We start from the raw sequence: 18,841 nt of genomic DNA, 5'->3' as shown, positions 1-18,841 counted from the left end.
CGAGGGCAGCGCGCAGCGCCGACTTCGATGCGAAGCAATCCAGGGGCTTCAAGCGTGGCCCTGGATTGCTTCGTCGCAAGAGCTCCTCGCAATGACGGGTTGAAGGCCTGATTTCATTGATCGCTTTTTGAGTCAGACTCTAAGGTGCGAAGCCGCACTTGCGGCGAGCCTCGAAGGATGCGGTGCCGAGGATTGCGTCCGACCAAGCCTGCGGCCTATCAGGCACCGCGTGGCCCATCCTTCGAGACGCCCGGCTGCGCTGCGCTCAACCGGGCTCCTCAGGATGACGGCGACTGTGGAGCAAGGCGCGTGTGACGCGCGGCGCGCGCGCTAACTACCTCCGCCCGAACAGCTTCTCGATGTCCGACAGCTTGAGTTCGACATAGGTCGGGCGGCCGTGGTTGCACTGGCCGGAATTTGGAGTGTCTTCCATTTCGCGCAATAGCGCGTTCATTTCCTCGGGCTTCAGCACCCGCCCGGCGCGCACCGAGCCGTGGCAGGCCATGGTGGCAGCAACGTGCAGCAGCCGTCTTTCAAGAGGCAACGCCTCGTCCCATTCCGCCATGTGCTCGGCGAGATCGCGCAACAGCGCACCGGCGTCGGCCTTGCCGAGCAGCGACGGCGTCTCGCGCACCGCCACCGCGCCGGGGCCGAAGGACTCCACCACCAGGCCGAACGTCGCCAGTTCCTCGGCGCGCACGACCAGCCGCTCCACCGTGGCCTCGTCGAGTTCGACGATCTCCGGGATCAGCAGGATCTGCCGCTGCACGCCGTTGTTGGCGAGCGAGGCTTTCAGCTTCTCATAGACCAGCCGCTCATGGGCGGCGTGCTGATCGACCACGACAAGGCCGTCGCGGGTCTGCGCCACGATATAGGTCTGGTGAATCTGGGTGCGCGCGGCGCCGAGCGGCCGATCGACAAGATCGGCGGCGGCCGGCTGATAGCTGCGGATATCGGCCGACGGGGAGCCGACGTCGAAGCCCGCCTGATCGCGCTCGGCGAAGCCGGCAGTGTCGAAGGCGGCCGCCCCCGCCACCGGATAGGCCGGCGAAGCGCGCCAGTCCCAATTGCCGCGCGGCGCAAACGACGGCCGGAACGAGGCGATGGTGGCGCCGGCGTCGTTGGCGGCGGTGCGCTTGCCCTCGCGCGCCAGCCCCTCCTTCAGCGCGTGCACGATCAGGCCGCGAACCAGGCCGGCGTCGCGAAACCGCACCTCGGTCTTCGCCGGATGCACATTGGCGTCAACCTCGCGGGCATTCAGCGTGACGAACAGCGCCACCACCGGATGGCGGTCGCGCGGCAGATAGTCGGAGTAAGCGGCGCGCACCGCGCCGATGATCAGCTTGTCGCGCACCGGGCGGCCGTTGACGAACAGATATTGCCCGAGCGCATTGGCGCGGGTCAGCGACGGCGCCGCGGCAAAGCCCTCGACCACCACGCCGTCGCGCTCGGAGCGGACTTCGATGGCGCAGGAGCGAAAATCCGCGCCGAGAATGTCGCCGAGCCTGGTCAGCCGGCCGGCAGCGCCGGGCAACGCCGCGGCCCAATTCACCGGGGCGCGCTCCTCGCCGGCCATGCCGAAGGCGATGTCGGGCCGCGCCATGGCGAGACGCCGCACCACCTCGCGGATCGCTTCCGCCTCGGTGCGGTCGGTCTTGAGAAATTTTAAGCGCGCCGGGGTGGCGTAGAACAGGTCGGAAACCTCGACCCTTGTGCCCTGGCCGAGCGCCGCCGGCACGATCGGCGACTTGGCGCCACCCTCGACCGACAGCGCCCAGGCATGCGGCTCGCCGGCGTGGCGGGTGGTGATCGACAGTTTCGCGACCGAGCCGATCGAGGGCAGCGCCTCGCCGCGGAACCCGAGCGTGCGGATCGCCAACAGGTCCTCGTCGTCGAGCTTCGAGGTGGCGTGGCGGTCGACCGCCAGCGCCAGATCGGCGCGGGTCATCCCGGCGCCGTCGTCGGTGATGCCGATCCGACGCCGGCCGCCGCCGTCGGTGAAGACGTCGATGCGGCTGGCGCCGGCATCGATCGCGTTCTCCACCAGTTCCTTGACCACGCTGGCCGGCCGCTCCACCACCTCGCCGGCGGCGATGCGGTTGACCACGGTCTCGGGCAATTGGCGAACGGGCATCGGCAGACTCAACGGGTGGATGGATGGGCCACAAGTCTAGGTCAGCGCGGCGGCAAAAGCATGCCTCGGACGCAAGATTCCCCGTCTGCCGCAAATAACAACGCCGTCATCCCGAGGCGCCCGAGCAACGCGAGGGCCTCGAAGGATGCGGACACAGGGCTTGCAGCCCATCCTTCGAGGCCCGGCTTCGCGCTTTGCGCTATGCCGGGCGCCTCAAAGATGACGGGGGATTGGAGCAGCGCTCAGGATGAGGCGCGGCGTGGAGCGACGCAGGCCGAGCGGCTCAATCCTCGAACCCGCCCGAGCCGCGCCTGGCCTTGACGTCGCTGCGGCGCTTCTTGCCCTCGAGCCTTCGGGTCTTGGAGCCCAGCGTCGGCTTGGTCGGCCGCCGGGTCAGCGGCCGCACCATCGCCGCGCGCAACAGTTCCAGCAAGCGGTCGATGGCGTCGGCGCGGTTGCGCTCCTGGGTGCGGAAGCGCTGGGCGTGGATCACGATCACGCCATCCTTGGTCATGCGTTGCCCGGCGAGCCGCGCCAGCCGCAGTTCGGCGTCGGCCGGCAGCGCGATCCGCCTGGTGTCGAAGCGCAATTGCGCCGCGGTGGACAGCTTGTTGACGTTCTGCCCGCCCGGCCCGGAGGCGCGCACGAACGAGACCTCGATGTCCTTGTCTTCGTCGATGAACAGATCGCGGGCAATCCGCAGCATGGGGCACCGGGTCAGCGGGAGGTGCCGGTTGTGTAGCACATCCTGACCAACAAGCGCCAAGCGGCGCGCATTCTGTGAGTGGAGGCGACCGCCGCGGCGGCAGCGCGCTCCCTAGCCCCGCTTGCGGGGAAAGGTGAAGTCAGCACTGTGCTGGAAAGCTAATTCGCGCTCGGCGGCTTGGCGGCGGGCTCGGCGGCGGCCTGCGCGGCGCGGCCGACCACCACGGTCAACAGCCCGTTGGCCCACAGCCGCTTCGCCGCGCGCCGGGCGTCATCCAGCGTCACCGCGTCGACGATGGCGTTGCGCTTTTCGATGTAATCGATCGGCAATTCATCGAGCTGATATTGCAGCAGCGCCGAGGCGAGCTTCGAGGAGGTGTCGAGCGCCAGCATCTGCGAGCCCTTGAGATAGGACTTGGCCTCGTCGAGCTCCTGCTGGGTCGGGCCCTGCTCGGCGATGCGGCGCACCTCCTGCTCGACCGCCGCCACGGTGTCGGCGGCGCGATCGGCGCGGGTGCCGGTGTTGCCGATGAACAGCGCGGAATGCTCCATCCACAATAGCGATTCATAGACCGAATAGGCCAACCCGCGCTTCTCGCGGACCTCGTGATAGAGCCGCGACGATAGCGTGCCACCGCCGAGGATGTGGTTGACGACGTAGCCGGCCATGAAATCCGGATCGGCGCGCTTCATCCCGGGGCCGCCGAAGGTCACCGTGGTCTGCGGCACGTCGAGCGCGATGAAGGCACGCTGCGGCGGCTTGGCGGCTTCGATCTCCGGCACCGCCACCAGATCGGCCTTGGCTGGCAACGCGCCGAAAGTCTGATCGAGCAGTGCGCCCAGCGAGGCCGCGTCGATATCGCCGACCACCGCGATCTTCAGCGTGTCCTTGGCCAGCACATGGCCGACATAGCGGCGCAGATCGTCGGCCTGGATGGTCGGGATCGTGGCCAGCGTGCCGGTGGCCTGCCGGCCATAGGGGTGATCGCCGAACGCCACTTCGAGAAATTTGCGGCTGGCCAGCGCATTCGGATTGGTGGATTCGCGGCGCAGCGTCGACAGCACCTGGGCGCGCACCCGTTCGATATCGCTGGCTTCGAAGCGCGGCTGCGTCAGCGCGATCCGCAACAGGTCGAAGGCCTCGGCGCGATGCTCCTTCAGCATCCGCAGCGAGCCGCGGAAATAATCGCGGGTCGAATTGAAGCTGAGCTCGATGGCGCGGCGATCGAGCCGCTCGTGATAGGTCTTGGAATCCAGATCGGCCGCGCCCTCGTCGAGCAGATTGGCGACCATGTGGCCGAGCCCGGCCTTGTCGGCGGGGTCCTGGGTGGCGCCACCGCCGAAGGCGTATTCCATCGCAATCAACGGCACGGTGGCGTCCGGCACGAACCAAGCCTCGATGCCGCCCGGCGACACCAGCCGCTGGATCTTGGCCGCGGCGAATGAACTCGTCGTCGACAGCGCGGCGGCGAGCACGCCGGCGGCCATCACCAGGCCGATGCGCAGCGCGCGGGGCATCCTCACGAGCGCTTCTCCTGCAGTTTTGCGGTGGTGTCCTTGATCAGATAGCCGGTCACTGAGCGGTTCCTGGTCAGCCATTTCTGCGCGGCGGCGCGGACCTGATCGGAGGTGACGGCACGGATCCGGTCCGGCCAGGCGCGGATGTCCTCGACGCTGAGCCCGACCGTCAGCGCCGCGCCGTACCAGCGCGCCAGCGTCGCCTGATTGTCCTGCGCGTAGATCGCCTCCGCGATCAACTGGGTCTTGACCCGCTCGAGATCCTCGGCGCGCACCGCGTTGGCCTCGATGTCGGCGACCACGCCGTCGATCACCTGTTCGATCTGGGCGAATTCGACGCCGGGCTTCGGCGTCGCCGCCACCATGAAATAAGTGTCGTCGACCGCGGTGCCTTGATAAGAGGCGCCGGCGCTGACCGCGAGCGGATGGTCGATCACCAGCGCGCGATAGAGATAGGAGTTGGCGCCGTTGCCCATCAGCTGCGCCAGCACGTCGAGCGCGGCGCTCTCGCCGGCCGCGGCGGTGACCGCCGATGGCACCAGATAATAGCGCCGGATGCCGTTCTGCTCGACTCGCGGATCGGCCAGCGTCACGGTGCGCGGCCCGGCCGGGGTCGGCTCCTGCGGCCGGATCCGGCGCGGCGCGATCGAAGGCTGCGGCGGGATCGCGCCGTAGATCTTTTCCGCCATCGGCCGCACGTCATTGGCGTCGACGTCGCCGGCGATCACCAGCGTGGCGTTGTTGGGAGCGTAGAAGCGCCGGTAGAACGCCAGCGCGTCCTCGCGGCCGAGCTTCTCGACCTCCTGATGCCAGCCGATCACCGGCCGGCCGTAGGGATGGTTGAGATACAGCGCCGCCATGATCTGCTCGGTCAGCCGGGCGTCGGGATTGTTGGCGACCCGCATGTTGAATTCTTCGAGCACCACGTCGCGCTCCGGCAGCACGTTCTCGTCCTTGAGAATGAGCCCGGTCATGCGGTCGGCCTCATAGCCCATCATGACGCCGAGCTGGTCGCGCGGCACCCTTTGGAAATAGCCGGTGTAGTCGGTCGAGGTGAAGGCGTTCTCGTTGCCGCCGATCCGCAGCACGGTCTGGGTGAATTCACCGGCGGGATGGTTGGCGGTGCCCTTGAACATCAGATGTTCGAGGAAATGCGCCAGCCCGGATTTGCCCGGCGTCTCGTCGGCCGAGCCGACCTTGTACCAGATCATCTGGGTGACCACCGGGGTGCGGCGGTCCGGGATCACCACCACCTGCAGCCCGTTGCCGAGCGTGAAGGAGGCCGGCGGATCCGAGGTAACGGTCTGCGCCACGGCCGGCTTCGGTAGCGTGGCCGCAGCCGCCAGCAGCAGCGCGCCGATCAGGCCGACGCTGCGCCGCCGTAAACCGTTGTGACGAGGAGAACTGTGCAGCCCGGGACGTGGATCGCCGCCCGATGCCGCGGTCAATTCTTGACCTCTTTGCCGGTCATCACGTCGACGTGCTGATTGTTCAGCGATTCCTTCGGGCCGGTGCCGTAGGCGTAATTCGGCGACGGCGTCTGGTAGCCGACCGGCGGCTGGGTCAGCGTCTCGCGGGTCGGCTCGCCGGTGAACGGCGCGGTCTCCACGGTGGGGCCCCCGAACATGGTGCTGAAAATGCCGCCGGTGTAGCCGAGCTGCGACGGGCTGAGCACCGGGTTGTTGGCGCTGTTGCCGGGGGTCAGCGGCTCGGTCGCGGTGGTCGGCTTGGTCTTGCCGGCGGCGAGTTCGTTCGGCATCAGCGGGCGGGCGCTTTCGACGCCGGTGGCCTTGCTCTGCTTGTTGAGGTCCTTGATCCGCTTGCGTTCGGCCGCATCGGGGTCCTTCGGCCAGTTTGGCAGGTTGACCGCGGTCTTGCCGGTTTCCGGCGGCGGCAGATCGAGCTTGGGCGGCACCACCAGCGGCGAGCGTTCGCGGTAGGTGATGCCGCGATTGTCCATATTGGTGCCGCCGATCCCGGTCATGATGTTCTTGATCAGCTTGTCTTCGAAGGTGGCGTCCTCGTCCTCTTCGGGGTCCTCGGCGCGGGCCACGCCCGCCGCCATCACCAGGCCGATGCCGGCGACCACCGCGGCGAGCCGCAGGCTGCGCAGCACCAGCCTCGCCGACGGACGCGCACTCCAGGCGCTGGGGTCGATTACCCGCATTGCGTTCATCCCGTTTATCATGGCGATCTGCTCGATCGGCCGGCGGGCCGACGATTGCGGTCCCGCCTACCGTCAAGCATCCTGATCGCTGTCGTATCAGCCGGGATCAGGGCGCTTTTACGGCGGGTTGGCCGAAGAAGGAGTCATACAGTAGGCCAATGACCCCGGCAACGATCGCCACGTCGGCAAGGTTAAACACGTACCAGTTGTAGGTCTTGCCGGCGATTTCGAGGTGAAACAGGGCGAAATCGACCACCGCGCCATAGGCCAGCCGGTCGATGCCGTTGCCGATCGCGCCGCCGATGATCAGTCCCAGCGCGATCGTCGCCAGCAGATTGCGCGAGCGCGCCATCCAGATCGCCAGCACCAGCACCGCGATCGCCTTGACCGCCAGCATGACCGCCTGCCCGGTCGGCCCGGTTTCGGCGAACCAGCCGTAGCTGATGCCGGTGTTCCAGGCCAACACCAGGTCGGCGAACGGCGCCACTCTGACCGCGCCGCGACGGCCGATCTCGTAGCCATAGAGCAGCCACAGCTTGACCGCCTGGTCGAGCGCCAAAGCGGCAATCGCAGCGATCAGCCCGGCCCGCAGCTGGCGGCTCATGGCGTGCGGCATCGGAGATAGCCCGACGCGCCCGCCACACGACGCAGCGTCGTCCCCGCGCAGGCGGGGACCCATACGCCGTGTCGGTTCAGGTCAAGCACGGAGGCAGCAATCATGGGAGTCCACCGATAAAATCGGGCGCCAGGGGTGATGGGTCGCCGCCTGCGCGGGGACGACGAGAGGTTTCAGACGGTGGCCCCCAGCGCCTGCCACTCGCGCAAAGCCTGCGCGTCGCGCGGCGAGACGTCGGGAAACTCCTTGTCGTCGCCGACCGTCGGCAGGATCTTCCAGGACCGCGCGCACTTTTTGCCCTGCGCCTTTTCCACCACCACCGCGACGCCGGCGACGTCGGGCAGCCGAAACGCCTCGGCCGGGGCGTCGGCGTTCGAGACCATCGCGTTCGAGGTGATGCAGACTTCGGCGAGGTCAATATCGAACAGCGTGGCGAACACCGCCTTGTCGGCGACATAGACTAGCGGCGAGGCTTCCAGCGAGGAGCCGATCCGCTTTGCCGCGCGCTCCAGTTCCAACGCGCCGGTTACGACGCGACGGACGTTGCGGATGGTCTCCCACTTGGTCGCCAGCGCATCATCGCGGAACGGCGCGAGGCCGTCCGGGAACAGCGTCAGATGCACGCTCGGCTCGGCGTCGGGGCGATATAGCCGCCAGGCCTCCTCGGCGGTGAACGACAACACCGGCGCCAGCCATTTCAGGATGGCGTCGCAGATGGTGTCGATCGCGGTCAGCGCCGCCTTGCGCGCCAGCGACGACGGCGGATCGCAATAAAGCGTGTCCTTGCGGATATCGAAATAGAACGCCGAGAGTTCGGTGTTCATGAAGTTGGCCAGCGAGGCCACCACGGTCTTGTAGTCGAACGACGCATAGGCCTGCCGCACCACCGCGTCCTGCAGCGAAAGCTGATGCAGCATCAGCCGCTCCAGCTCCGGCATGTCCGCGAACGCCACCGCGTCGTCGCGCTTGAAGTGATGCAGCGTGCCGAGCATCCAGCGTACCGAGTTGCGCAGCTTGCGATAGGTCTCGACGATGTTCTTGAGGATCTCCGGGCCGATGCGCTGGTCGTCGGCGTAGTCGGTGGCGCAGACCCACAGCCGCAGAATGTCGGCGCCGGACGACGCCATCACCTTTTGCGGATCGGTGGTGTTGCCGAGCGACTTCGACATCTTGCGACCGTTCTCGTCGAGCGTGAAGCCGTGGGTCAGCACCACGTCGTAGGGCGCGCGGCCGCGGGTGCCGCAGCTCTCCAGCAGCGACGAGTGGAACCAGCCGCGATGCTGGTCCGAGCCTTCGAGATACATCACGGTGTCGTCACCGCCGTCGACCTTGCGCTTGATGCCTTTGAGCCCGGGGAAATGAATAGGATCTTCCAGCACGAAGGCGTGGGTGGAGCCGGAATCGAACCAGACGTCGAGAATGTCGTCGACCTTCTTCCAGTCCTCGTTGGCATGCGAGCCGAGAAAGCGCTCGCGGGCGCCATCCATGTACCAGGCGTCGGCGCCCTCTTGCTCGAAGGCGTCGGCGATGCGCTGGTTGACCGCGTCATCGACCAGGATTTCGGCGGAGCCGTCGGGCTTTTCGCGCACGAACACCGCGATCGGCACGCCCCAGGCGCGCTGCCGCGAGATCACCCAATCCGGGCGGCCGGAGATCATCCCGGTGATGCGGTTCTGCCCGGCCGGTGGCACCCATTGGGTGACGGCGATGGCTTCGAGCGCGCGGGCGCGGAGGCTTCCCACCCTCCCCTGGAGGGGGAGGGTCGACGCCGCAGGCGTCGGGGTGGGGTGATCTATTAGAGCTTCACCCCCTCCCGCCGCTACGCGGCGACCTCCCCCCTCAAGGGGGAGGTGAAACTCCTTATCCATCGCGATGAACCATTGCGGAGTATTGCGAAAGATCACGGGCTTCTTGGAGCGCCAGGAATGCGGGTATTGATGCTTCAGCCGGCCGCGCGCCAGCAGCATGCCGGCGTCGATCAGGGCCTTGATCACCGCCTCGTTGGCGTCGCCCTTTTCGCCCTTGTCGGTGATCACCCGCTTGCCGACGAAACCCGGCGCGTGATCAGTCAGCGCGCCATTTTCATCGACGGTGTAGGGGATCGCCGAGGAGATGCCGCGCGCCTCCAGCGCGCGCGCATTGTGCATCCAGATGTCGAAGTCCTCGCGGCCGTGACCCGGCGCGGTGTGGACGAAGCCGGTGCCGGTGTCGTCGGTGACGTGATCGCCGTCGAGCAAGGGGACGGTGAACTCATAGCCGCCCCCGACGCCGCGCAGCGGATGGGCGCATTGCAATGACTTCAGCGCGTCTGCGGGAATCTCGCTAAGCTTTTCATAGCTATTGACACGCGCCTGCTTGAAAACGGCCTCCGCCAACATATCGGCGAGGATAAACTGATCGCCGTTCTTGGCCCAGTTATCCGCGAGCGCGTCGGTGACCTTGTAGAGGCCATAGGAAATCTTCGACGAGAAGCTAATCGCGCGGTTGCCCGGCAGCGTCCACGGGGTGGTGGTCCAGATCACGATCGAGACGTTCTCGTAACCATAATTTTTCAGATCTTCTCGGCTTTCCAAAAACTCGGGCAAGCCGGTGGACCTGTTGTGGAAGGCTGCTGAGATTACCGGAAACTTCACCCACACCGTATCCGACGTGTAGTCCTCGTATTCCACCTCGGCCTCGGCCAGAGCGGTCTTTTCCACCACGCTCCACATCACCGGCTTACTGCCGCGATACAGCGTGCCGTTGGCGGCGAATTTCATCAGCTCGCGGGCGATCTGGGCTTCGGCGGCGTAGTTCATCGTGGCGTAGGGATGCGCCCAGTCGCCGATCACGCCGAGCCGCTTGAACTCCTCGCGCTGCACGTTCAGCCATTTGGTCGCATAGCCGCGGCATTCCTTGCGGAACGCGACCATCGCCGCGGAATCCTTGAAGTTCGGCTTCGGCTTGCCCTTGGAGCGATAATTCTCCTCCTCGATCTTCCATTCGATCGGCAGACCATGGCAGTCCCAGCCCGGCACGTAGTTGGAATCGAAGCCCGCCATCTGCTGGCTCTTGGTCACCACGTCCTTGAGGATCTTGTTCAGCGCATGCCCGATATGGATGTTGCCGTTGGCATAGGGCGGGCCGTCATGCAGCACGAATTTCGGCCGGCCGGCGGCGGCCCGGCGCAGCTTGCCGTAGAGGTCGATCTCCTCCCAGCGCTTCAGCAGTTCGGGCTCCGCCTTCGGCAGCCCGGCACGCATCGGAAACGCGGTCTGCGGCAGGAACAAGGTCTTGGAATAGTCGTTGCCGCCTTTTTGGGCGTTGGTTTGGGTGTCGGATTTTGCAGGCGTGTCGGACATGAAGATTCTGGCTCGGCTCAATGGGCGCGGAAAACGCGAATGAATCGCGATGAAACTGCAACGATCCCGGTCTTGCGCCGAGCGAAGCTCAGGCGGAAGCCGGGCCGCTAATGCTGATGATGGGGCGCCGTGCAGACATCGGCCCTCAATAGCAGGCGCACGGCGGATCGCAAAGCCCCGCCGGGGTCCTGGCCATCATCCTTAAGGCGTTTTGCGGTTGCGCTTCCAGACGCGGGCACTAATCTATTGAGAATGCGGAGGGAAATTCATGGCCCCGACCACGCGCGCGGAAATCTATGAGGACCTGAAGGAACGACGCCGCCGCGGCGAAATGGCCAGCGAGACGCCGATGCTCAGCCGATCGCTGCCTGATGTGCTCAAGACGTCCGCCGCGAACATGGTGGCACTGGAGATTTGCGCCCTCGCCGACCGTGTATTCGGCGACGAAGCCAAGGCTGATGCGTGGTTGGTGCACCCGAATACGTCGATGTCCGGACAGCGTCCCGTCGACCTGATGCAGGACCAACTCGGTGCCGCGGTGGTGCGCGAAACGCTCGAACAGATCGACCACGGGATCTTCGCCTGAGATTCGTCGATGGAGCTGTGGCGGATTTCGAATTACGCCGATCTATCAGGGCTCGGCGGGGTACGGGCTTCTGGCCGCTGGCACACACGCGGCAAGCCGATCGTCTATCTGGCCGACCATCCGTCCAGTGCCATCCTGGAAATGCTGGTCCATGTCGAGCGCGACCTATTGCCCGCGAGCTATCGGCTGCTGCGTGTCACTGTCCCCGAACCGATCGCCATCGAGCGGATCGACATCGACGCGCTGGGGGCGAATTGGCAGGATCGTCCCGCCATCACGCGTGACATCGGAGACCACTGGCTCGATCGCTCCGCGGCTGCCTTGCTCCAGGTGCCGTCGGTGATCGTTCCAAAAGCTCGGAATTTCTTGCTGAATCCCGCGCATCCGGACGCCGCAAGGATCACCATTGAGGAGATCATCGAAGCACCGTTCGATCCGCGTCTGCTACGGGACAATTGACGCCCTACGTCGCCGAACTCGTGACTGGTCGCGCCGGATTGCCGGCCACGGTCTGGCCCGGCATCACGTCGCGGGTCACTACGGCGCCTGCGCCGATGATGGCGCCGTCGCCGACCGTCACCCCGGGCAGCAGGATGGCGCCGCCGCCGATCCAGACGTCGCAGCCGATCCGCACCTGGCGGCCGAATTCCAGCCCGTCGCGCCGGGTTTCGGCGTCGCGCGGATGGTCAGCGGTGTAGATCTGCACCGCCGGACCGATCTGGCTGCGGTCGCCGATCGAGACCCGGACCACGTCGAGGATCACGCAATTGAAATTCAGGAACACGGCCTCGCCGAGCCGGATATTGTAGCCGAAGTCGCAATGGAACGGCGGCCGGATCACGCAGCCCTTGCCGACCGCGCCGAGATGTTCGGCGAGCAGCGCGTGGCGCTCGGAGGCCGGCTGTCCGGCGGCGGCGTTATAGCGCACCAGCCAGGCCTTGTTGGCGGCCTCGTCGGCCTGCAATTCCGGGCTGCCCGGGCGATACAATTCGCCCGCCAGCATCTTCTGTTTTTCGCTCTTGCTCAGCCGATCTCTCCCAGTTTCGGAAACGCCTCGGGGGCAGCCGCCAGCGCCGCGCGAGCCTTGACGCTGTCATCGTCCATCTGGCGGATCAGCGCCTCCACGGAATCGAATTTGGCCTCGGGCCGAATGAAATCTATGAACGCGACGTCCAGTTTGGCACCATAAAGGTCGCCCTTGAAGTCGAACACGAACACTTCCAACAGCGGCGCGCCGTTATCGAAGGTCGGGCGGCGGCCGAAATTCGCCACCGCGTCGAGATGCCGGCCGTTCATGCCGACCCGCACCGCGTAGATGCCCTGCTTCAGCCCGCAATGCGGATCGAGCCGGATATTGGCGGTCGGATAGCCGAGCAGGCGACCGCGCTGGTCGCCGTGCACGACCTCGCCGGTGACGAACCACGGCGCGCCGAGCATCGCGGTGGCGGCGCCGAGCCGCCCTTCGGTCAAGGCGGCGCGGATCGCACTGGACGACACCGGATGATCGCCGACATCGACATGCGGCTGCACGTCGACCTCGATGCCGAACTTCGGCGCCTCGCGGGCGAGCAGGCTCGGCGAGCCGCCGCGGCCCTTGCCGAAATGAAAATTGTAGCCGACCGCGATGCCGGTGATGCCGAGCCGGCCGTGCAATTCCTCGCGGATGAATTCCTGCGCCGGAGTGGCGGCGCGCGAAGCGTTGAAGCTCAGCACCACCGCGCCGTCGAGCCCGGCGCCGGAGAGCAGGCGCAGCTTGCCGGTGATGTCGGTGAGCGGGAATTGCGGCTTCTCGGGGCTGAAGAAGCTGCGCGGATGCGGCTCGAAGGTCACCGCGAAGGCCGGCTTGCCGTGCTTCTGCGCCATCTGCAGACAGGCATCGATCACGGCACGATGGCCGAGATGGACGCCGTCGAAATTGCCCATCGCCACCACCGCGCCCTTGGGGATCGCAGCCGCGGGCGTGGTGTCGCGGATAACGGCAAAACCAATCGTCATTGTCGGATTTCATTCAGTCGATGTGGGTGAGGGCGGGACCTGACGCGGAGCCGCAGGCGAAGTCAAGCTGACCTGACGCGCTTGCAACTCGCGGGCCAAGCGGCCCGCACCGCAACTCGCGGGCCAAGCGGCCCGCACCTCGCGGGCCAGCAGCAACCGCGCCGCGCGACCGCGCCTAGCCGCCGCGCAGCGGCGGCATCACCACCTGCTCGCGGCGGCAACCGCGGCGATCGATTTCCTCGCAGGCGCGGAATTGCAGATCCTTGCTCATGCAGATCCGCACTTCGCTGAGCCGCGCCCGCGAGCAGGTCACGGCGATCGCCGAATTGCTCAAGCCGGGATTGACCTTGATGAATGCCGCCTCGACCTCGTCGGGCGCCAGCGTCTTCTCCGCGGCAGGATCGAGAAATTCCGGCGGAATCTTCACCGCGGCGCGGGCCTTGCGGATGGTTTCGAAATAACCGCGGGCGCCAAGCCCCGAACAAGTGCCGTGCTTGTCCCATTCATTGTAGATCAGCCCCGGCGCCGGCATCAGGTCCAGCATCGACGCCATCAGGTTGCGGTCGAGCCGCGGCGCCGGCCGCTGGCAATAATCGGGAAAGCCGCGCTCATATTGCGGCCACAGCCCGTGCACCACGAAGGAATACGGCCGCTCGCCGCCGCATTGCGTGTGCTGCGAGCGCCCGGCATTGCCGCGCTCGGCGGCCTCCTCGCAGAACGACGGCGACCACGACAGCGCCAGCACGTAGAAGTCGAACTCACCGGCGGCGTTCTGCCGGCGATCCTGCGCGCAAGCCGCACCGGCGGCCGCGACCGTGATGGCCCCGAACAGCGCCAGTAAAATCCGAAAAGTGCGAGCCCCTGAATCGATCATGGCGATGTGTCCCCTGCCCCGGGGCGAAGCCTAGCGAGACAGTCGGAACACTTCAAGAACGCCTTCAGTCGATCCCGCTTACGCAGTTCAGGGCTTCGCCGCCTTGCAGGCGGGGTTATAAGCCCAGTTGCGATCCAGCCCGACGACGCAGAATTCGACGCCGGTGCCGAACGACGCCAGCCCGCCGTCCTCGATGATGGAGAAATACACCGGGCGCGCCTTGCCGTCGTTCAGCATGGCGTCGGCGGCGCAATGGCGGCGCGGAATGTTGTCGGACTGCCAGGGCCGGAACGCGACCTCGTGGACGCCGTAAAAGCCGGTGATGACCAGGCCGGAATTCCAGAAACTCCGCTCCTTCTCGGCGAACTGCGAGCTGATCGAGGACAGACCGGCCTCGCAGGCCGGCAGATCGCCGTCATAGCGCGGCCCGGACAGCCAGAAATTCATCTCCAGCGGATTGGCGGCCTGCGCCATCGGCGGCGGCGCCAAAAGCCCGAGCAGCACACCGGCCGCGGCGCCAAGCGCCGGCATTTTCAAAGATGACAAGAGATCGCGCATGGAGGGTCCGCCGGATGATGGTGCCGCAACGGTGCCGCGAAGCTCCGAGCAGGTCAAGTGCACCGCGGCCACACCCGCCGACAACTCGGCGCGATGGACCGGCACGTTCTTTTCATCGCCGCCGAGCCGCTTTACAGTTGCCGCTGTTCGCAAAGCGCGCCGCGCTGGGTGAGCCACCGCGCGCCGCGCCTGACGCCGGATCGATTTCAAGCAACGGCATCAGGCCACGACATGGAGATTGCGATGCGAATGATCGGGGCTTTGGCCATCGTCGGCGGGCTGTTGGCCTCGGGCGCGTCGCAAGCCGATACCGTGGCGCCGTTCCAGGGCAACGACACCGGCGGCATCATCGCCTATTCGCTGGTCGGCCAGACCGACATCCGCGCCATCGCGGTCGATCACTGCGCCCGCTACGGCAAGGTGGTGAAGCTGCTCGGGGTGCAGGCGACCTATGGCGGCTACATCTCGTTTTCCTGCCGCTGGGTGCCGTATGGCGCCAACGAACGGCCGCTGCGCACCAAATTCTGAGCCGGCTGGCGGCGACAACGCCGCCTCGCCCGGCACGCGACGTCGCCCTGGGCACCGCCTCACCACACCCTCCGCCGTCATCCTTGTAACTTAAATTCTGCTGGGCGAGGCGGTAGGCTGTCTCGCGCGGTGGCGGACGAGAGACCGGGTCATCCGAGGGCTTTGAAGCCCGAACCTTGTAACTTAAATTCTGCTGGGCGAGGCGGTAGGCTGTCTCGCGCGGTGGCGGACGAGAGACCGGGTCATCCGAGGGCTTTGAAGCCCGAACCTCAGCTTGGGCCTTCGTCCGTCGTTCCATCGAACCCGAACAGTCGCGGGGGCCGCAGAGCGAGCCCGGTTGCGCAAGGGAGGGATAAGATGGATGTATTTGTCGGCATCGACGTCTCGAAGGATCGGCTGGACGTGCATTTGCGTCCGGGCAATGAGGCGTTTGCGGTCAGCCGCGACGGCAACGGCCTGGAGCAACTGGTCGATCGGTTGCGCGGGCTGGCGCCGACGCTGATCACCGTAGAGGCGACGGGCGGCTATGAGACCATCGTGGCGGCGGCGATCGCCGGCGCCGCGCTGCCGTTGGCGGTGGTCAACCCGGCCCAGATCCGCCACTTCGCTCAGGCCGTCGGCAAGCGGGCCAAGACCGATCCGATCGATGCCGGGGTGATCGCGCACTTTGCCGACGCGGTTCGTCCGGTGCCGCGGGCGTTGCCCGACGACGCCTCGCGGTTGCTCGCCGAACTGGTCGGCCGGCGCCGGCAACTGATCGAGATGATGGTGGCCGAACGTCAGCGCGACAAGCGCGTCGCCCAGCTTCGGGTGCGCAAGAGCCTGGCCCGCCATATCGCCGTGCTGGAGAAGGAGCTCACCGCGATCGATCAGGACATCGACACCATGGTGCGCGGCTCTCCGGTGTGGCGCGCCAAGGAAGACCTGCTCGCCTCGGTGCCGGGCATCGGCAGCAAGATCGCCCGCACCCTGATCGCCGAACTGCCGGAATTGGGCAGCCTCGGCCGCCGCGAAATCGCCAGCCTGGCGGGGCTTGCGCCCTACACACGGCAGTCCGGACGCTGGCGCGGCAAGAGCATGATCGGCGGCGGCCGCAGCCCGGTCCGCGCCGCCAGCTTCATGGCCGCGCTGGTCGCCAGCCGCTACAACCCGCCGCTCAAGGCGTTCTACCAGCGCCTGATCAGCGCTGGTAAGCCCAAAATGGTCGCCCTGATCGCCGTCGCCCGAAAGCTCCTCACCACCCTCAACGCAATCCTGCGGGACAATCAGCCATGGCAAAACGCTTGACAACCAAGACAGTCGCTGAGGAACCCGGTTGAGCGCGGCGAAGCCGGGCGTCTCGAAGGATGGCTGCGGGTGCTTGGCAGCTCACGACGTTTCGCAGCCGCATCCTTCGAGGCCCTCGCGAAGACGCTCGGGCGTCTCAGGATGACGGCGCAGTGCGAACAAGACAGTTCAGCAGAGAACATTGCCTTCGAGCAGCCACAGCGTCGCGCCGATCAGCGATCAGGTCTGCCGCGCGTAGCTCCAGTCCGGCCGGATCGGGCCTTCGACGCCATCAAAGGCGCTATCGACCAGTTCGGCGACCAAGAGCCGCTTCGGATCGACCGGGCCCGGCATGGTGACGCGGCCCTTGGCGATCGGCTTGAAGCCGACCCGGTTGTAATAGTCGGCGTCGCCGACCAGCAGCACCAGGCGATGGCCCTTGGCTTTGGCATCGGCGAGCGCGCGATCGAGCAGCGCGCGGCCGACGCCGCGGCTGCGGAACGGCGGCTCCACCGTCAACGGCCCCAGCAGCAGCGCCGGGGTGTCGCCGACCGTGATCGGCAATTGCCGCACCGAACCGACCAGCAGCGTGCCGATTCGCGCGGTGAACGACAATTCGCCCAGATGGTCGACGTGTTCGCGCAGCCGGTAGGCGCTGAGAACGAATCGTCCGGGTCCGAAGGTGCGTTCGTGCAGCCGCTCGATCGCCTGGGCGTCGTTGACGGTTTCGCAGCTTATGGTCAGTGCAAGGTCGCTCATGCGGGCGCGCAATAGCATCTGAAACCGGCACGGTCCATTGCCGCGATCACAGCACTCGGTCGCGCGGCCGGCAGGCCGCCGGAGCGGCTGCGGCGAGCTATGGCTCGGCCGCCCGCCAGGTCAGCGACAACCGGGCGCCATGCAGCACTTCGGCGATCCGCAGCCTTGTGCCCAGCGTGGTCCCCGGCGGCAGCGCGTCGACCGCGAAGAAGCCGCTGTCGGCGATCTCGCGATTGGGCAGCGGCGCGCGGTCCTGGCGAAACTGCCGCACCACATAGACCGCGACGTGGTCGCGGCGCGAGACGTGGCTGTTGAGGAATACGCCATGCAGCACCGGCTCGCCGGTGAGTTCGATGCGGCCCTCTTCCATCACCTCGCGGCAAAGTGCCTCGTGAAAGGTCTCGCCGACCTCGACCCCGCCGCCCGGCAGATGCCAGCCGCTGACGTAAGTGTGCTTGATCAGGAACACCCGGCCGGCGTCGTCGAGCACGACGCCGCGCACCCCCAGCGTCATGCCGCGGGCAAACCGCCAGTACAGGTGAAACACCCGGCGCAGCGCCGGCTCCAGCGCGCGCCGCAGCTTATGCATCTTCGACACGGCCAGTTCCTCGGGACTGCAGGAGTTGCTGTTGGCGCTTGCGCCGTGCCGTTCACCTTGCCAATACATCCGCGACTTTCACAAGGGCAAGGCCCCCGCGGGGTGCCTCGGGCTCCTCACGATGAGGCGCCGCGACTTGCACAGCCTCGGGGCATGGCGATGACGACGTTCAACCTGGCGCATCTGTCCGATCCGCATCTGCCGCCGCTGCCGGCGGCGAGCTGGCGTGAACTCGCCGGCAAGCGGATGCTGGGCTATCTCAACTGGACCAAGAACCGCCACCTGATCCATCGCCGCGACGTGCTCGACGTGCTGATGGCCGATCTGCGGGCGCATCGGCCGGATCACATCGCGATCACCGGCGATCTGGTCAATCTGGCGCTGGCGCAGGAATTCGCCCCGGCGCGGCGCTGGATCGAGCGCCTCGGCCCGCCGGATCGCGTCAGCGTCGTCCCCGGCAATCACGACGCCTACGTCCGCGGCAGCGCCGAGCGCTTTGCGGAGACCTTCCCGGATTACATGAGCGGCGACGCCCGCGGCAATGCGGTGGCGTTTCCGTTCCTGCGCCGCCGCGGGCCGCTGGCGATCATCGGGGTGTCGAGCGCGGTGCCGACCGCGCCCTTCATGGCCACCGGCTGGCTCGGCGAGGCGCAGCACGCGGCGCTCGCGGCAATGCTGGCGCAGCTCGATGGCGACCCGGCATTCCGGGTGCTGCTGATCCACCACCCGCTGCGCTCGAGATCCCACCACAAGCGGCTGACCGATTCGCCGCAATTGCAGGCGCTGCTTAAACGCCACGGCGTCGACCTGGTGCTGCACGGCCATGACCACCTGCATTCGACGACCTGGATCGACGGACCCGTCGCGCCGATCCCGGTGGTGGGCGTGCCGTCGGCCTCGGCCGGTGCCGACGGCCACCGGCCGGCAGCGGCGTACAATCTGTTTTCGATCCTGCGCGAGGGCGAGCGCTGGCGCTGCGACCACACCATCCGCGGCTTCGGCGACGCCCCCGGCATCACGCAATTGCAGGCGGCGCGGCTGACGCCGGCGGCCGAGTCGTCATCCTTGTAACTTAAATTCTGCTGGGCGAGGCGGTAGGCTGTCTCGCGCGGTGGCGGACGAGAGACCGGGTCATCCGAGGGCTTTGAAGCCCGAACCTCAGCTTGGGCCTTCGTCCGTCGTTCCATCGAACCCGA

At 66.8% G+C, this 18,841-nt stretch carries 18 protein-coding genes; 5 read left to right on the top strand and 13 right to left on the bottom strand.

What is annotated here, in order from left to right:
• Nucleotides 1-334: 334 nt before the first annotated feature.
• From mutL to ileS, 7 genes are all read right to left on the bottom strand, one after another.
• A complete protein-coding gene (gene mutL / locus VGC77_RS02420; protein ID WP_331169960.1) occupies nucleotides 335-2,134 on the bottom strand; it encodes a DNA mismatch repair endonuclease MutL in 1,800 nt (599 codons plus the stop codon).
• Nucleotides 2,135-2,417: 283 nt separating this feature from the next.
• Entirely contained in the window at nucleotides 2,418-2,840 is a 423-nt protein-coding gene (gene arfB / locus VGC77_RS02415; protein WP_331169959.1) for an alternative ribosome rescue aminoacyl-tRNA hydrolase ArfB, read from the bottom strand.
• Between the two features lie 158 nt (nucleotides 2,841-2,998).
• Entirely contained in the window at nucleotides 2,999-4,327 is a 1,329-nt protein-coding gene (locus tag VGC77_RS02410; protein ID WP_331169964.1) for a pitrilysin family protein, read from the bottom strand.
• 32 nt (nucleotides 4,328-4,359) lie between these two features.
• Nucleotides 4,360-5,721, bottom strand: coding sequence for a pitrilysin family protein (locus VGC77_RS02405; protein ID WP_331169963.1), 1,362 nt, complete (start codon nucleotides 5,719-5,721; stop codon nucleotides 4,360-4,362).
• A gap of 80 nt (nucleotides 5,722-5,801) precedes the next feature.
• Nucleotides 5,802-6,524 (bottom strand): hypothetical protein, encoded by a 723-nt coding sequence (locus VGC77_RS02400; protein WP_331169958.1) that lies wholly within the window; start codon nucleotides 6,522-6,524, stop codon nucleotides 5,802-5,804.
• A 106-nt stretch (nucleotides 6,525-6,630) separates the two neighbouring features.
• Nucleotides 6,631-7,128 (bottom strand): signal peptidase II, encoded by a 498-nt coding sequence (gene lspA / locus VGC77_RS02395; protein WP_331169957.1) that lies wholly within the window; start codon nucleotides 7,126-7,128, stop codon nucleotides 6,631-6,633.
• Nucleotides 7,129-7,313: 185 nt separating this feature from the next.
• The gene (gene ileS / locus VGC77_RS02390) at nucleotides 7,314-10,481 is read right to left on the bottom strand and encodes an isoleucine--tRNA ligase (RefSeq protein WP_331169956.1); all 3,168 of its coding nucleotides are present in this window, start codon (nucleotides 10,479-10,481) and stop codon (nucleotides 7,314-7,316) included.
• Nucleotides 10,482-10,749: 268 nt separating this feature from the next.
• Between ileS and VGC77_RS02385 the strand changes: the two genes are divergently transcribed.
• Together VGC77_RS02385 and VGC77_RS02380 are read left to right on the top strand one after the other, a co-directional pair.
• Complete coding sequence (locus VGC77_RS02385) at nucleotides 10,750-11,067, top strand: MbcA/ParS/Xre antitoxin family protein (RefSeq protein ID WP_331169955.1); 318 nt, start codon at nucleotides 10,750-10,752, stop codon at nucleotides 11,065-11,067.
• 9 nt (nucleotides 11,068-11,076) lie between these two features.
• Nucleotides 11,077-11,526: an RES family NAD+ phosphorylase gene (locus VGC77_RS02380; protein ID WP_331169954.1), complete on the top strand. Its 450-nt coding sequence runs from the start codon at nucleotides 11,077-11,079 to the stop codon at nucleotides 11,524-11,526.
• 4 nt (nucleotides 11,527-11,530) lie between these two features.
• On the opposite strand, the gene VGC77_RS02375 is transcribed toward VGC77_RS02380, so the two are convergent.
• The 4 genes from VGC77_RS02375 to VGC77_RS02360 form a co-directional block, all read right to left on the bottom strand.
• Nucleotides 11,531-12,070, bottom strand: a complete 540-nt coding sequence (locus tag VGC77_RS02375; RefSeq protein ID WP_414709597.1) for a sugar O-acetyltransferase — start codon at nucleotides 12,068-12,070, stop codon at nucleotides 11,531-11,533.
• A gap of 20 nt (nucleotides 12,071-12,090) precedes the next feature.
• Nucleotides 12,091-13,062: a bifunctional riboflavin kinase/FAD synthetase gene (locus VGC77_RS02370; RefSeq protein WP_331169953.1), complete on the bottom strand. Its 972-nt coding sequence runs from the start codon at nucleotides 13,060-13,062 to the stop codon at nucleotides 12,091-12,093.
• A gap of 175 nt (nucleotides 13,063-13,237) precedes the next feature.
• Nucleotides 13,238-13,936: a ribonuclease T2 gene (locus tag VGC77_RS02365; protein WP_331169952.1), complete on the bottom strand. Its 699-nt coding sequence runs from the start codon at nucleotides 13,934-13,936 to the stop codon at nucleotides 13,238-13,240.
• An 87-nt stretch (nucleotides 13,937-14,023) separates the two neighbouring features.
• The gene (locus VGC77_RS02360; protein ID WP_331169951.1) at nucleotides 14,024-14,494 is read right to left on the bottom strand and encodes a hypothetical protein; all 471 of its coding nucleotides are present in this window, start codon (nucleotides 14,492-14,494) and stop codon (nucleotides 14,024-14,026) included.
• Between the two features lie 243 nt (nucleotides 14,495-14,737).
• Here VGC77_RS02360 and VGC77_RS02355 point away from each other — a divergent pair, with 243 nt between their 5' ends.
• Together VGC77_RS02355 and VGC77_RS02350 are read left to right on the top strand one after the other, a co-directional pair.
• Nucleotides 14,738-15,022 carry a hypothetical protein gene (locus tag VGC77_RS02355; RefSeq protein ID WP_331169950.1) on the top strand — a complete coding sequence of 95 codons (285 nt, stop codon included), beginning with the start codon at nucleotides 14,738-14,740 and terminating at the stop codon, nucleotides 15,020-15,022.
• 357 nt (nucleotides 15,023-15,379) lie between these two features.
• A complete protein-coding gene (locus tag VGC77_RS02350; protein WP_331169949.1) occupies nucleotides 15,380-16,309 on the top strand; it encodes an IS110 family transposase in 930 nt (309 codons plus the stop codon).
• Between the two features lie 219 nt (nucleotides 16,310-16,528).
• On the opposite strand, the gene VGC77_RS02345 is transcribed toward VGC77_RS02350, so the two are convergent.
• Together VGC77_RS02345 and VGC77_RS02340 are read right to left on the bottom strand one after the other, a co-directional pair.
• Nucleotides 16,529-17,047, bottom strand: coding sequence for an N-acetyltransferase (locus VGC77_RS02345; RefSeq protein WP_331169948.1), 519 nt, complete (start codon nucleotides 17,045-17,047; stop codon nucleotides 16,529-16,531).
• Nucleotides 17,048-17,144: 97 nt separating this feature from the next.
• Nucleotides 17,145-17,636 carry an NUDIX domain-containing protein gene (locus VGC77_RS02340; protein WP_331169961.1) on the bottom strand — a complete coding sequence of 164 codons (492 nt, stop codon included), beginning with the start codon at nucleotides 17,634-17,636 and terminating at the stop codon, nucleotides 17,145-17,147.
• Nucleotides 17,637-17,804: 168 nt separating this feature from the next.
• Here VGC77_RS02340 and VGC77_RS02335 point away from each other — a divergent pair, with 168 nt between their 5' ends.
• Complete coding sequence (locus VGC77_RS02335; protein ID WP_331169947.1) at nucleotides 17,805-18,716, top strand: metallophosphoesterase; 912 nt, start codon at nucleotides 17,805-17,807, stop codon at nucleotides 18,714-18,716.
• The last annotated feature ends 125 nt before the right edge of the window (nucleotides 18,717-18,841 follow it).

The organism is Rhodopseudomonas sp. (genome assembly GCF_036404135.1).
Lineage (GTDB): Bacteria > Pseudomonadota > Alphaproteobacteria > Rhizobiales > Xanthobacteraceae > Rhodopseudomonas_A.
The sequence above is the reverse complement of the archived record's forward strand: the minus strand, read 5'-3'. Positions and strand labels throughout refer to the sequence as shown.

Bases quoted from the DNA above. Each gene is read 5' to 3' on its own strand.
- VGC77_RS02340 (WP_331169961.1), bottom strand. From the start codon at position 17,636: ATGCATAAGCTGCGGCGCGCGCTGGAGCCGGCGCTGCGCCGGGTGTTT.
- VGC77_RS02410 (WP_331169964.1), bottom strand. From the start codon at position 4,327: ATGGCCGCCGGCGTGCTCGCCGCCGCGCTGTCGACGACGAGTTCATTC.
- VGC77_RS02345 (WP_331169948.1), bottom strand. From the start codon at position 17,047: ATGAGCGACCTTGCACTGACCATAAGCTGCGAAACCGTCAACGACGCC.
- ileS (WP_331169956.1), bottom strand. From the start codon at position 10,481: ATGTCCGACACGCCTGCAAAATCCGACACCCAAACCAACGCCCAAAAA.
- VGC77_RS02335 (WP_331169947.1), top strand. From the start codon at position 17,805: ATGACGACGTTCAACCTGGCGCATCTGTCCGATCCGCATCTGCCGCCG.
- arfB (WP_331169959.1), bottom strand. From the start codon at position 2,840: ATGCTGCGGATTGCCCGCGATCTGTTCATCGACGAAGACAAGGACATC.
- VGC77_RS02355 (WP_331169950.1), top strand. From the start codon at position 14,738: ATGCGAATGATCGGGGCTTTGGCCATCGTCGGCGGGCTGTTGGCCTCG.
- VGC77_RS02400 (WP_331169958.1), bottom strand. From the start codon at position 6,524: ATGCGGGTAATCGACCCCAGCGCCTGGAGTGCGCGTCCGTCGGCGAGG.
- VGC77_RS02385 (WP_331169955.1), top strand. From the start codon at position 10,750: ATGGCCCCGACCACGCGCGCGGAAATCTATGAGGACCTGAAGGAACGA.
- VGC77_RS02375 (WP_414709597.1), bottom strand. From the start codon at position 12,070: ATGCTGGCGGGCGAATTGTATCGCCCGGGCAGCCCGGAATTGCAGGCC.
- VGC77_RS02380 (WP_331169954.1), top strand. From the start codon at position 11,077: ATGGAGCTGTGGCGGATTTCGAATTACGCCGATCTATCAGGGCTCGGC.
- mutL (WP_331169960.1), bottom strand. From the start codon at position 2,134: ATGCCCGTTCGCCAATTGCCCGAGACCGTGGTCAACCGCATCGCCGCC.
- VGC77_RS02350 (WP_331169949.1), top strand. From the start codon at position 15,380: ATGGATGTATTTGTCGGCATCGACGTCTCGAAGGATCGGCTGGACGTG.
- VGC77_RS02365 (WP_331169952.1), bottom strand. From the start codon at position 13,936: ATGATCGATTCAGGGGCTCGCACTTTTCGGATTTTACTGGCGCTGTTC.
- VGC77_RS02370 (WP_331169953.1), bottom strand. From the start codon at position 13,062: ATGACGATTGGTTTTGCCGTTATCCGCGACACCACGCCCGCGGCTGCG.
- lspA (WP_331169957.1), bottom strand. From the start codon at position 7,128: ATGAGCCGCCAGCTGCGGGCCGGGCTGATCGCTGCGATTGCCGCTTTG.
- VGC77_RS02360 (WP_331169951.1), bottom strand. From the start codon at position 14,494: ATGCGCGATCTCTTGTCATCTTTGAAAATGCCGGCGCTTGGCGCCGCG.